Annotated in this window: 14 protein-coding genes and 4 pseudogenes; 16 read left to right on the plus strand and 2 right to left on the minus strand. The window is 31.1% G+C overall.

Annotated elements, in window-relative coordinates:
• Positions 1–156 precede the first annotated feature (156 nt).
• The 8 genes from PL321_RS21410 (at position 157) to PL321_RS11550 (ending at position 4,313) form a co-directional block, all read left to right on the plus strand.
• On the plus strand, positions 157–477 hold the full coding sequence (locus tag PL321_RS21410) for an amidase domain-containing protein (RefSeq protein WP_443110780.1): 321 nt from the start codon (positions 157–159) through the stop codon (positions 475–477).
• A gap of 610 nt (positions 478–1,087) precedes the next feature.
• Positions 1,088–1,444, plus strand: a complete 357-nt coding sequence (locus PL321_RS11520; RefSeq protein WP_273962139.1) for an IS110 family transposase — start codon at positions 1,088–1,090, stop codon at positions 1,442–1,444.
• Positions 1,445–1,463: 19 nt separating this feature from the next.
• Complete coding sequence (locus PL321_RS11525; RefSeq protein WP_273964546.1) at positions 1,464–1,583, plus strand: hypothetical protein; 120 nt, start codon at positions 1,464–1,466, stop codon at positions 1,581–1,583.
• 149 nt (positions 1,584–1,732) lie between these two features.
• Positions 1,733–2,371 carry a transposase gene (locus tag PL321_RS11530; RefSeq protein ID WP_273962140.1) on the plus strand — a complete coding sequence of 213 codons (639 nt, stop codon included), beginning with the start codon at positions 1,733–1,735 and terminating at the stop codon, positions 2,369–2,371.
• Positions 2,372–2,790: 419 nt separating this feature from the next.
• A complete protein-coding gene (locus tag PL321_RS11535; RefSeq protein ID WP_273962141.1) occupies positions 2,791–3,303 on the plus strand; it encodes an RNA polymerase sigma factor in 513 nt (170 codons plus the stop codon).
• Positions 3,287–3,499, plus strand: a complete 213-nt coding sequence (locus tag PL321_RS11540; RefSeq protein WP_273962142.1) for a hypothetical protein — start codon at positions 3,287–3,289, stop codon at positions 3,497–3,499. Before PL321_RS11535 ends, PL321_RS11540 begins: the two co-directional genes overlap by 17 nt.
• Positions 3,496–4,050 (plus strand): hypothetical protein, encoded by a 555-nt coding sequence (locus PL321_RS11545; RefSeq protein ID WP_273962143.1) that lies wholly within the window; start codon positions 3,496–3,498, stop codon positions 4,048–4,050. Before PL321_RS11540 ends, PL321_RS11545 begins: the two co-directional genes overlap by 4 nt.
• Positions 4,047–4,313, plus strand: a complete 267-nt coding sequence (locus PL321_RS11550) for a hypothetical protein (RefSeq protein ID WP_273962144.1) — start codon at positions 4,047–4,049, stop codon at positions 4,311–4,313. The genes PL321_RS11545 and PL321_RS11550 overlap by 4 nt, the downstream gene beginning before the upstream one ends.
• Before the next feature lie 111 nt (positions 4,314–4,424).
• Here PL321_RS11550 and PL321_RS11555 read toward each other — a convergent pair.
• A pseudogene (locus tag PL321_RS11555) lies at positions 4,425–4,648 on the minus strand (IS3 family transposase); the annotation flags it as partial.
• 1,172 nt (positions 4,649–5,820) lie between these two features.
• On the opposite strand from PL321_RS11555, the gene PL321_RS11560 reads away from it, so the two are divergent.
• The 4 genes and pseudogenes from PL321_RS11560 to PL321_RS11580 all read left to right on the plus strand — a co-directional run bounded on the left by PL321_RS11560 (position 5,821) and on the right by PL321_RS11580 (position 10,199).
• A complete protein-coding gene (locus PL321_RS11560; protein ID WP_273962145.1) occupies positions 5,821–6,654 on the plus strand; it encodes a hypothetical protein in 834 nt (277 codons plus the stop codon).
• A gap of 1,158 nt (positions 6,655–7,812) precedes the next feature.
• Positions 7,813–9,389: pseudogene (gene istA, locus PL321_RS11570) on the plus strand (IS21 family transposase).
• Between the two features lie 14 nt (positions 9,390–9,403).
• Complete coding sequence (locus PL321_RS11575) at positions 9,404–9,673, plus strand: hypothetical protein (protein ID WP_273962148.1); 270 nt, start codon at positions 9,404–9,406, stop codon at positions 9,671–9,673.
• 55 nt (positions 9,674–9,728) lie between these two features.
• Positions 9,729–10,199, plus strand: coding sequence for an ATP-binding protein (locus PL321_RS11580; RefSeq protein WP_273964339.1), 471 nt, complete (start codon positions 9,729–9,731; stop codon positions 10,197–10,199).
• Positions 10,200–10,245: 46 nt separating this feature from the next.
• On the opposite strand, the pseudogene PL321_RS11585 reads toward PL321_RS11580, so the two are convergent.
• Positions 10,246–11,231: pseudogene (locus tag PL321_RS11585) on the minus strand (IS6 family transposase).
• Positions 11,232–11,351: 120 nt separating this feature from the next.
• On the opposite strand from PL321_RS11585, the gene PL321_RS11590 reads away from it, so the two are divergent.
• The 4 genes and pseudogenes from PL321_RS11590 to PL321_RS11600 all read left to right on the plus strand — a co-directional run bounded on the left by PL321_RS11590 (position 11,352) and on the right by PL321_RS11600 (position 12,835).
• The gene (locus tag PL321_RS11590) at positions 11,352–11,672 is read left to right on the plus strand and encodes a hypothetical protein (protein WP_273962149.1); all 321 of its coding nucleotides are present in this window, start codon (positions 11,352–11,354) and stop codon (positions 11,670–11,672) included.
• Positions 11,657–12,178 (plus strand): annotated as a pseudogene (locus tag PL321_RS11595) (ADP-ribosylglycohydrolase family protein); the annotation flags it as partial. The gene PL321_RS11590 and the pseudogene PL321_RS11595, both read left to right, overlap by 16 nt.
• 110 nt (positions 12,179–12,288) lie before the next feature.
• On the plus strand, positions 12,289–12,447 hold the full coding sequence (locus PL321_RS20070) for a hypothetical protein (RefSeq protein ID WP_337961160.1): 159 nt from the start codon (positions 12,289–12,291) through the stop codon (positions 12,445–12,447).
• 49 nt (positions 12,448–12,496) lie between these two features.
• On the plus strand, positions 12,497–12,835 hold the full coding sequence (locus PL321_RS11600; protein ID WP_273962150.1) for a hypothetical protein: 339 nt from the start codon (positions 12,497–12,499) through the stop codon (positions 12,833–12,835).
• Positions 12,836–13,413: the final 578 nt, after the last annotated feature.

Consider the following 13,413-nt stretch of genomic DNA (forward strand, 5'->3'; position numbering starts at 1 on the left):
TTTAAGTCGATTGAATACTAGCTACGCTTGTGATTTTGCTTTCCTTAATAAATTCTTTTAGTTGTGCCTTTGATAAAATTGATATTAAAAATCTCCTCCTTGTACTTTTCTCTTAATTCTTGCCAAGAAGGAGATTTCTAAACCACTTTACACAAAATTCTTTACAGACTCCACAAAAATGTATCTTCAACATGGAGAGGTGCTGATGCATTTGGGTATTATTGGCAAAACAACGCTATAGCTTATAAAAAATTCACATCCTATACTATAGATGCATGGAACTATGGATTTAAAGGATATGCTGTATCCCTATTAACAAGTACAGGACGTGCGTATCATACTTTAATTATTGTTGGGTATGATTCTGTTAACAAAGACCTTATATGTGCAGCACACACAGGTAACACTAATACGGCTTCTCTAAAATCTAAAGCAAGTGGAGCACCTGGTGGTTTTATAATATATAAGACATGGTGATAAAAAAGTATTTTTATACAAAAGTTTACATAAAGTAGAATAATACAAATAGATTTAGGTAAATGTATTATTCTACTATTTTAGTTTTTATTTGTGTTGTTTAGAAATGAAAAGGGCATATATTATTTTTATTGACATTTTATAGGTCTACGTACAATTTACAGTATAAATATTAAGTAGTGATATTTTATAAGATTAAAAGCTAATAATTCTCTTTATAAAGAAGTAGCCTAAATAACTGATAAACTTGATATTATCATTGCTAAAAATAAATTTGATTATACTGTTTGTTATGGAGAATTTCAATATAAGGTTGCTAGTAGGGATTACCCTTGTGGGGTCATTGTTAAAAGTGAAAAACCTATTGGTCAATTTGCTTATTATTGATATATTAAATATTTTTGAATTTAATTTTTAGTTGATGAATTAAAATTATTTTTTAAAATAGGATATTTTTTACTTGTTAATCGTTTAATATATAAAAGAGGAGCATTCCTGTAATGAAATAATTTAAGAGTGGATAAAAAAGCACCTCCTGATAGAATACGGGGTATAAGGCTTTGCAAAGCTTATCCCTAATTAAATAAAACTATCATTGGAGGTACCTAAAATGAATTATAACCAAAACAAAAGAATAATGCAAATAAATGAACAAACTTTAATTATTGGTGTTGATATTGCAAAAGAGCGCCATGTAGCAAGAGCACAGGATTTTAGAGGTATTGAGTATGGAAAAACTCTTTATTTCAGCAATGATAATAAAGGTTTTATTGAACTTTACAATTGGTTCAATAAGTTATGTGCGGAGCATGCTAAAACCAATGTGATTGTAGGTATGGAACCTACAGGACATTACTGGTTTTGCTTAGCAAAGTTTTTAAGACAAAAAGGAATAAAAATAGCTATTGTTAATCCTATGCATGTGAAAAAAGTAAAGAGCTTGATGATAACTCTCCAACAAAAATGATCCGAAGGATGCGAGAGTTATAGCACAACTTCTTAAAGATGGTAGATTTGCAGAGCCTAATATGCCACAAGGAATATATGCAGATTTAAGAACAGCTATGAACCTTAGAGATATGCTAATAAAAGAAGTACAACTGTAAAAGCAAAAATATCACGCTGGCTTGATATATATTTCCCTGAGTTTGAAGATGTATTTTCATCTTGGGAAGGGAAAACAGCATTATTAACATTAAAACATTTATCTACACCATCAAAAATATCACAAACAAGTGCAGAAGATATTTTAATTTTGTGGAAAACAGAAGTTCAAAGAGCTGTAGGCATAAAACGTGCTCAATTGCTTGTGGATAAAGCTAAAATATCTATAGGTTTAACTGAAGGCATTGAAATGGTTGAATACGAGCTTAAATATCTTTTAGACAGATACGATGCTTTGATGTTAAAGTTAGAGGATTTAATGGTTAAAGTTGAAGCTATCCTAAATGAAATACCAGGAGCAAATGAGATGTTGTTAATACCAGGGCTTGGTCTTGTAACTGTTGCAGGATTCTTATCTGAAGTTTGTGAATTGGTACAATATGCACATCCACGCCAAATTCAGAAACTTGCTGGTTTAACTTTAAAAGAATATAGTTCCGGTAAACACAAAGGACAAACAACTATAACCAAAAGAGGAAGGCGAAAGCTTAGAGCATTGTTATTTAAAGCTATAATGCCTATGGTTGCTAAAAATTCAGAATTTAAGGCACTGCATCAATACTATACAACACGCACCAATAATCCTCTAAAGAAGAAACAATCACTTATAGCATTATGCTGCAAGCTTATAAGAGTTCTTTATGCAATAGGGACAAAAGGTACTGCTTATAATCCACAAAAACTAATGAATGATATTAAACATCCAGAAGTAACAGGGAAAGCTGCTTAATAATTGTTGATAACTATTTTATTATAGTTTAATTATAAATTATCCATAGATTTTTAGATTGTAGTTCTTTGACATATATAAAGCTTGGAGTAGTTGGTAGTGAAAATCACCATTAGGGCACTGACCCTGCAAAGGAGCATAACCGACATCCACCTCATGGATAGGTTGAACGAAGGAATTTAGGGACGATGATCCTGTGAGACATGGGAGGGTAGACCACCTTGAGAATTGTGGAGATCCATTGGCAAACATAATTTACCAAATAATTATTATGTTTGTTAAAGTCGACCCTGTAATTCCAATATCTCTTATAAATATAAGTTATATCCATGTACTTTATTATGTCAATTATGAAAATCTAAGAATGATTGAGTATATTAAAGAAAATTAAAGATTATAGAGGGAGGTGAACTTAAAAGTTGAACAATAATTTTTCAATTCTTACAGAAAAGGAATTTGTTGAAATATATCAACGCAATGTAGATACTGTTTACCGGATTTGCTATATTTACTTGAGAAACCATGATGATACGGAAGATGCTGTTCAATCTGTGTTTATGAAATTACTTAAAAATAATAAAAAGTTTGAAAGTTCTGAACATGAAAAAGCATGGTTAATTTTAACTTCTAAGAATTACTGTAAAGATGTATTAAAAAGTTGGTGGAGAAAACACCGAATTAGTATTGATGATATTCCAGAAATTGCTTGCTGGGACAATAGTCAAATTGCTTGTGAAGTTTTAGAAAAATTACTATCCTTACCAGCAAAATACAAAGAAGTTTTATATTTATATTATTATGAGGGATATTCTATAAAGGATATTTCAAAGCTCTTGGGTAGAAATGAAAGTACTATTCAAACACAACTATCTACTGGACGTAAACGTCTTAAAATAAGTATTGGAGGTGAGTATAATGAAAAACCATATTAATGAACTATTTGATAGTTTTACCCCTAAAGAAGAACAAAAAGCAAATATACTCCACAAGATAATGAATGAAAGAGAACGTAGAACATCTATAAATAGCAAATATTTTTATGGATGGAGAGGTTTTCTACGTCCAGCCATTGCTTGTTTGTTTTGTTTGTTAATTGCAATTTGTGTATTTGCGTTTAGGGAAGAGTGAACACAATTACCGTGTATGCTTATGGTGAAAATGTGGAAATTACAAACAATGGTGTAATGCTTTCTACTGGTGTTATAAATGATAATGGTGAAATGAAGGGGCAGCTTATGCAGTTATATGTTAAAGGCAAAAACATTGAAAAAATTAGATTTTCATGTAAAAATCAATATATTGATTTTACTGATTGGACGGAAAGTAGATCTAATTTTAGTATGGAAAAACAGTTTACTATACATTATGGTAAAAAGGTATCTGATTATGATTATCTTGTAGTTAACTGGAATCCAGAAAATACTATAAGGGAGCTTACTGATAAGAAAAATAATTCTATTGTAAAACTTAGTCCTAAATTAAGAAATGATATTATTGTTATGGAAATAACATTTATGAATGGGAAAAAAGAAACAAAAGCTGTTGTTATAAACATTAGAGATGATGGGAAAATATTTGCTAAACTTCAGGATTATGTTGTAGATCCAAAGGATGATTTTGTATTGAATCCTCAAAATAAATTACAAAAACAGACTCAAAAAACAATGAAGAAAAATTGAAAAATACAAATGGAAAACACACTCAAGAAGAAATTGAAAGTGCAAAAGAAGTTGCTAGAAAATATTATTCTAAGACAGTTTTTAAAGGTAAAATTGATTCTATTGAATATTTAGAGGATTTGTCTTCGCTTAGCAGTTATATACATGATGAATACAAGAATTGGAACATTATTGCTTTTAAAGTTTATGAAACTTTAAAGAATCCAGGTTTGCCAAGGATAATTATTCTAGCAAAGGAAAATGATAAAAAGATTGGGTTGTAATCAATGAAGGTTATTAGTTTAAAAATAGTTTTAAAATACTAAATTATCCATTAAGCTTGTTAAGTATTATTGGACCTATGTCAATATGGTAGACACAAAAACACGAATTTACTATGCTGATTTTTTAGCCATATCTTCATATTGCTGAGAGGTAATATATCCAATGATGCTATGGATTCTCTTTCTGTTATACCATGATTCTATGTATTCAAATATTGCCAGTCTTGCAGCATTAAAATCATAGTAGGTTACTATGTTAACCTCTTCCTTTTTAGGGCATTATGAAAAGACTCAATACAGGCATTGTCATAGGGATTTCCCTTGGAACTGAATGAGTGAATAAATTTAGGCTCTTTGTCAATAGTTGGGGCGGGTATTCGATTAGAATTCCTGTCCCTTTTCTTGTATCAAAATCATCGTCTAAAGACAAAATTGAACGTTTCCTTGATACGATAAGCCTTGAGAAATCAGGGCTTTTTGCTTTTTGTCAGAGTATTCTTGGAGACGAGGGGAATTATTGTCTAATAAAAATTTTTGTAGAGAAGGAATTTTGATAATTTTGTTGAAATACTTTATTAATAATGAGAGTTTAAAAGCATTGTAATTGAGTTATGAAGTAAAGGTAAAATTTTGTAGTAATCTCTAACAAATATGGCATTTCATAATCAATAATTTAATTTGGTCAAGAAAAAACCTATAGGCATATATAAAATAGGTTTAACATCTATAGAAAAATGGTAAGAAAGCATATTATACTTAAATTATAGCAAGTTCCAGTGAGCTATTAATGAAAAGAGCAATATCAAAGAAAGATTTTTTATTTGTACATTCATATTATGATCGCTGGGTTAATTGAGAAACGGGTGTTAGGCATAAGGTCAGTAGAAAATCAAGAAATACTGCTTATATTTTCGCTTTGATAGAAAAATATTCAAACAATGATGGGAAATAAGATTAAAACAAATTATAAAGGGGACACCGAAATTGGATATAAGCAAAATAAAAACGCTATCGTATGATGAGTTACGTGCCTTATATAGAGAATTCCTACATAGTCAGAGTATTGCAAAGGCAACTATAAACACATCTTATGTTGATACCTTCTACCTCTGGAGGAAAGGGAGTAAAGACCTGTTTTAGAATACGGTAACTTCGCCTGCTTTTGAGAATGATGCGAAAGAGGCATTAATTAAGGCTCTTTCTGAGAACTCGACAGGTAATGTCAATTCACTAGTTAATAGTTATTTGTCTCATTTAAGAAGATTCCGTTTATTCTTAGCTTCTGACGGAACTGCTGAAACATCAACGCCTAAGCAGGATAATACTGCTAATCGTACATATAGACGTAAGAAAAAACTGAGATTAATGTTCCTCAACCATCAACTGAACAGGTGAGTTATATCTTGCTAAGTGGAATACACTTGAGAACTATCGCCTGCAGGAGAATGCACTTAATAAGCTGTTCTTTGAGCTATGTCCAAATAATACGGATATTATTGATGTCCTTTTGAAAGCATCAGCGCTTAACGACTTTTATAGTACAAATATTTTCTCTATCTATCCAGTGGCCAAGCACATATGTACTTTGAATATTGATACGAGGCTTAAGGCCGGAGATGTTACTCTTGTTGGAGACATCCAGTATGTAAATATCGGCGATACAGAGAAGAATTTTTACTCTTTTGCCACAAAGTATTGCAGCCATCACAATCAACTCGATTATCCGATTTATGACAGCTACGTCGATGAGGTGCTTCGATATTTTAGAAATCGTGATGGATTCTCAGATTTCCCAGATGGTGATTTGAAAGAATATATTAAATTTAAACGTATACTGATAAATTTTCGTGCTTTTTATGGCTTGGATAAATATAACCTGAAGCAAATTGATCAGTATCTTTGTTTACTTGGGAAGGATTACTTCCTAAAACCTATGGAAAGAAAATTAGGGGGACAAATAGTTATGAAGATTCATTATTTCCAAAGATATCATGCGAAAGAGAATGTCGCAACAGCAAATACGATGCTACTATTATCTCGGCTATATTCATACTCTCCAGATAAGTTCTTTCGTTTCCTGAAATCAGAATTCTTTTCAGATTCCTTTGAACCAGAGATTGTTTTTAACCTTCAGGAAAAGAGTACTGAAAGTATCCCAGATGCTACCATTACACAAGAAAGCTTTAAAATTGTTGTTGAGACAAAAATGTCTGACTGGTTTTATTCAGATCAGTTACTACGACATTTAAAATCTTTTGGTGATGAAAAGTATAAAGTAATAATTACTTTAGCACCGGAGTTGATGGCTCCAGAAAAGAAAAAGAATTCGAGGACCAATTAAAGAAATATAATGCCTCACAGAGATATCCTGTCATGCACGTTAATACCACTTTCGATGGTATTATTGATGCGATACGAGATGTTATTGATGATAGGGATTATGAAATGCAAGAAGTTTTAGAAGACTTCTTGAATTACTGTTATAACGATAAACTCATAATTGTTTCAGATTCATGGAAACGTATGAGAGTACAACTGGCAGGTACTACATTTAATTTTAATGTTAGTGAGAACCTTTATTATGATGATATTGAGCATGGATTTAGTGCACATGATTATCTCGGTCTATATAAAGAAAAAGTGTAAGAGCAATCGGGAAAATCAATGCCATCATCACTGCAGTTACTACAGAAAATGGCCTTGAGTATAAAGCCGAACTTGGAGAATTGACCGAAGAAAGAAAGCAGCAAATTGACCGGGCTAGAGAAGATGGTAAAAACTATGGCTATGTAATGGATGCTACAAGATATTTTTCGTAGAAAAATTCTACGAGACTGATTTTAAGAAGATAACTCCAAGGGCACCAATGGGCTCACGAGTATTTGATTTAACACAAATTCTTGAAACAGAAAAACTACCTGGAATTGCGGAGATCGCAGAGTTACTTAAGTATAAGACATGGGGTTAGTTACTGGAGTGAACAAATATGTATGTTGGTTCATTGGAGGAACGTCGAGATTGTTACTGGTAAAATAAAATTACCCGAAAAAGGGAAGATTTTTCCCCAGTAAAGATGGAAATCAAGCTCCTTTAAAGATTAAAATATCTGATAGTGTAAAGTAAATATGAAAAAATAGCGTAGCTAGACGTATAATTAATCAAAAATGCTTATGTTTTTAATGAATTTCAATTAATTAGACGTGATAATTAGGGATTTATAAAAAATAGGCATGCTGAAGGCACCTACAAAAACTTAAAAATTGTAGGTGTATAAATAAATATGTATTTTTTAGCTAAGCAGATAGAAGCCAGTTATTTATTGCTGTTTCATCAACTGAAATACCAGCTACTTGTGCAGGAGTTAGGTTGTTTAAAGAATAATGAGTGTTTAGTATAAACTAATACTAGGCCAAAAATATAATTGAAAATTAGGCCACCTAGAATAGATACTTTCTCTTATGGAAAGGATAACATAATAACATAAGAGGAAGTGTTGAAGGTGATAAAGTTGAAGGATAAACAAGAAATTATTCTAGAATATATTAGAAATGGTAAGTCCCAAAGACAGATAAGTAGAGAGACAGGTATTTCAAGGGAAACTATCAGAAAATATATTAATGAATATGAGAAAAACCTCGTAGAACTAGGAAGTATTAAAGAAGGTGATGAATTAATTAAGGTTGATTTGATTGATGAAATTGTTAAGACTCCTAAGTATAAAACAGGGAAGAGACAGAAAAGAGTATTAACCGATGAAGTTATCGACAGAATAAAATTTTACTTAAAAGAAAATGAAAACAAACGATTAAATGGCTTATCGAAACAGCAAAAAAGAAAAAGGATATACATGAAGCTTTGATAAATGAAGGGTTTAATATAAGTTATCCCAGCGTAGCACAAGCAGTTTCTAAAATAGAAAGAAAGGAAAAGGAGGCATATATAAGACAGGAATATACTTTAGGAGATGTGGTTGAATTTGATTGGGGAACAGTTAAAATTTATACAGAAGGAGATGTTTTAAGAGAATATCAAATGGCTGTATTTACATCTGCTTATGGTAATTTTAGATGGGCACGACTATTTCCTAAGCAAGATACACATTGTTTTCTTGAAGCACATGCTCTGTTCTTTGAAAGTATAAAAGGAGTATATAAAACAGTAGTATATGATAATACAAGAGTTGTAATTAAAAGATTTATCGGTAGATATGAAAAAGAACCTACTGAGGCACTTTTAAAGTTATCTCTTTACTACAAGTTTAATTTTAGATTTTGCAATATATATTCTGGTAATGAAAAAGGGCATGTAGAAAGAAGTATAGAATTCGTAAGGCGAAAAGCCTTTGCTAATAAAGATCATTTTAGTTCAATGAACGAAGCAAATGATTATCTTCAACAAGTTTGTACAAACTTAAATAGCTTACCACAAGCATCCCATAATAATAGAACTGCATTACAAATGCTTGAAGAAGAGAGGGCATATTTATTACCTAAAATGCCTATATATGAAACAGCAAGGATTGAAGATTTAAGAGTAGACAAATATTCTACAATATCAATTGATTCATGCCATTATTCAGTACCAGATGCTTATGTGGATTGCATTGTAAGATGTAAAATATATTCAAGTAAAATTGTAGTATTTTATGAAAAAGAAAAAATAACAGAACACATAAAAAGACAAGGGAACAATCAATGGGAAATAAAAATAGAACATTATCTAAAGACATTGTTTAGAAAGCCTGCGGCTTTAATTAACAGCACTGCTTTAAAACAAGCAGATAATAGTCTTAAAGAAATATATGATAATTATTATAAATCAAGAGAAAAAGACTTTATAGAACTAATACAACTTGTTGGAGAAATAGGAATAGATGAAGTAAAAAGAGGTATTGAAATATTAAGAAACATCTGTCCTACAGATATATCTACAAATAAAATAAAATATATTTGCAACAGAAGTAATGACATTGAATTTTATAGAGAATATTTTAAACAAAAGCAAAATGACATAATAGACTACTCAAAAGATATGCTTAATATATATTCTAAAATGTTGTCAGAATATAATAGTTAAAAATAAGGATATAAATGGAGGTAATAAATATAAATAATATGGACAAAAATAAGAAACTATTAATGAATGGAATTTTAGAATATACTAACTATCTCAAATTAACATTTGTAAAAAGTAAAATTAATGAACTTTTAAAAGAAGCTACTTTAAATGATATGAGTTATGAAGAATTTTTATATAAGCTTTTACAAGGTGAATATGATAGGAGGCTTGATAATCTTAAAAGAATAGAATTAGAATGGCTGAATTTCCATATAAAAATATCTCGAAGATTTAGTTGTTGAAGAGCTACCAGAAGATGCACAAAAGAAACTAAAACTATTAGAGAGCCTAGAATTCATAAAAGAAGGGCAAAATGTTATACTATCAGGTAATCCTGGTACAGGTAAAACACATTTGGCGATTAGCCTTGGAATAAAAGCATGCATGGAGGGATACAAAGTACTTTTTAACACGGTTCCCATTTTCATAAACAAATTAAAAGAATGTAAGTCTAATAGGACATTAAGAGCGTATCAAAATAAGTTTGAAAAATATGACCTTGTAATACTTGATGAATTTGGTTACATATCTTCAGATAAGGAAGGAGCAGAACTATTGTTTACAAATCTGTCCTTACGGACAGGAAGAAAATCTACAATAGTTACAACTAATCTTTCTTTTGATAGATGGGGCGAAGTATTTATTGACCCTGTAATGACAGCAGCTATGACCGATAGATTGGCACATAAATCATATTTAGTTAATATGAATGGTAATTCATATAGATTAAAAGAAACTCAAGAATGGCTTAAAGAAAAGATAAAATAGTGCAAATTACATACCATATAATGGAAAGAAATGGCCTGCTTTTCGTTTATAATTTGGCTTTAAAATAATGTATAAAATACAAATGAGGTCTTAAAAAATTATAATGGAAAATAAACATTGCTATTAGAGTATTTGCACTTTCAAATGATTTAAAGCCTCTTTTACGTTTATACCAATCTTTAAAAGTATCGTTAAAAGCTTCTATTAAGTTGTTGGATATATCATCTTTAAATGATTGAACTTTTATGTGCTTAGAAGTATTAAAAATTGTTTTGGTAGCAAGATTATACGAACCTAACCTATCTGTTACAATAGCAGATGGACAGCCAAATTTACTTGTTGAATTAAACAAAGCGAAGGCTTGAGAAGCATCTCTTGATGGTGATAAGTTAAAACTAAGAATCATTCTGGTTTCTGAATCAATAATTAGCCATAGATAATGTTTTACACCATTAATAAAAACCACAGTTTCATCGGCATGCCATTCATCAGAGTTGCCTAAATTAAGGTTTGTAGTAAGTTTATTAGCTATATCTAAAAAATAGGAGCAAATTTTTACACCAAGATGCAATAGTTACGTGAGATACTTTAACGTTATATGTAAGCTTAAAAATAGAGATATCCTTCTAGTTGAAGAACCGTTTAGGTAATAAAGATTAAGTGCAGTAAGAATTAAAAACAAAGGAAACCTCATTCTTTTAAAATCGGTTTTTCCTTTAATTAGTTCACAAGATGCAGAATTTATATTATTAGGTTTTGCGATAAAAAACGAATGACCACATTTTTTGAGTTACAAGTAAAATGAGAGTAATACTCGTAATCATGATGCAAATAGGTATCATTTCCACAAACAGGACAACGAGGGTACCCTCTCAAAATACGATTCTTCTTACCTGAACTATCTTCAAGTGTAAACTGGCGTCGGCAATCTTTGCATTGGTATTTTTGATTACCCGCTTTGTCTTTTCCAAAGCGATAGAGATTTTGACTATGGCATCTTGGACATGAAATTTTATTCAATAATTTGCACATAATTTCATCTCTCCTTCGGAGGTATTTTGTTTTTCGCTATATATAAGATAACTCAAAGGGAGATGAAATTCAAATATCATATAACTTAACAAGACTGAGAGTTTTAATTGGAGGTTTGCCATGATTGAGCTAAATATTGATGAAGAAGTTGATTATTTAGTAGAAAAGACAGGGTGCACTTCGGAAAAAGGATATTTATTCATAGAAGCTGAATATGAGTATCTTGATAATAATGGTTTAATAAATCATGAAGGAAATGATGAATTGCCGGAAGGTCCATATGAAGGAGCACCTTCGATTGATAATGATGAAATGGTCAATTTCATATCAGTGTTAACTGGTATTGATAGAGTTTTGGTAGAAAAAATGTCTTATGCGAAGCTTAACTATATGGAGAGCATAGGTCTGGTAAGTGAGGTGGAACAATGCTTGGAGCAATAATTGGGGACATCGTCGGTTCCCGTTTTGAATGGAATAATAACAGGAGCAAACAGTTTGAATTCCTGACTTATAAATGTAGCGTTACAGATGACTCTATCATGTCTTTGGCAATAGCAAAAGCTTTATTGGAAAGCAAAGCAGATTACAGTGATCTATCTGAAAATGCTATAAAATATATGCAAGAAATCGGAAGGCATTATCCTGATTGCGGATATGGCGGACAATTCAGAAGGTGGATATTTTCAGACAATCCTCAGCCTTATGGTAGTTATGGAAATGGTGCTGCAATGCGTGTCAGCGCATGTGGTTTCGTGGCCAACAGCCTAGAAGAAGCTAAACAGCTATCGGAAGCAGTGACTATTGTAACGCATAATCACCCAGAGGGTTTAAAAGGTGCAGAAGCTACAGCGGTTGCTATTTTCCTCGCACGTTCTGGAAAGAGCCTACTTGAGATTCGTGACTACATAACGAAGAACTACTACCCGCTGGACTTTACGCTTGATGGAATTCGAGACAGTTATGAGTTTAACGAAAGCTGCCAAGATACAGTGCCTCAAGCATTGGAAGCTTTCTTTGAGTCAAAAATTTTGAAGACGCAATTCGAAATGCAATATCAATTGGAGGCGACAGTGATACACTTGCGGCTATTACAGGAGGTATTGCAGAAGCCTACTACGGTATACCGACAGAGATCAGAAAACATGCTCTTACCTTCCTTGATGAGCGCTTGCTTAAGATATTGGTAGAGTTTGAAAATAAATATCCAAAACTATAAGTTCCATTGATACGATAAGCCTTGAGAAATCAGGGCTTTTTGCTTTTGAATGGCAGCCATATCAAATATAACTAAAGAAATAGATATATGCATTCGTGATAATGCAACTAAAGTACAGGACCAAGAGGAATATATGAGAAGATACAATGCTTTAGTTGCAATCTATGAAAATATTAGAAAGGCAATTGAAGAAGTTGAAAATGAAAGATTTGAAAGGATTGTAAAGAAGGATAGGATAGAGGAATTTATTAAGGTTTTGAAAAGGAGAGATGTATTACTTGATGAGTTTGATGGGGAGCTTTGGAATATGGTTATTGGGGCAGTTAAGGTTTATTCAGGTGGAAAGATGGTGTTTGTGTTCAAGGATGGGATGGAGATGATAATGTAAAGGGACTATGGATAATTAGGTTATAGTATGGATTTTAATTACATTAAAAGGAATTATGAATAAGTTGTTAGTAGATTAAGATTATGATAATGTTTTTTATTTACCATATGCATAATAATGTAGAAAAAGTAGAAAAATTATTATTGACTGGATATATATATATATATATATATATAATAATTATGTAAGTTTTCATAAGTGTGTGCACACATAATAAAAAATGACATTTTTATAGATATACCATTGCTACAAACAGGATAACGAGGGTACCCTCTCAATACACGATTTTTCTTACCAATAAAATCTTCAAGAGTAAACTGACGTCTACAGTTTTTACATTGATATTTTTGATAACATGCTTTATCTTTCCCAAAGCGGTAGAGATTTTGACTTATGATTTAACAAAACTAATACTTTAATAAGGAACATATGTCAATGTTTAATCAAGAGTGTGGCTTAAATATTAGTACTGGTAGTTTAATTATCATTAATATATTAATAATAATACTTTTATTATTTATTTATAGGCGTTTAATCGTGTTAAATTTAATGGATTATAATATAAAAAATATTTGTAT

The organism is Caloramator sp. mosi_1 (genome assembly GCF_028622835.1).
Taxonomy (GTDB): Bacteria; Bacillota; Clostridia; order Clostridiales; family Caloramatoraceae; genus Thermobrachium.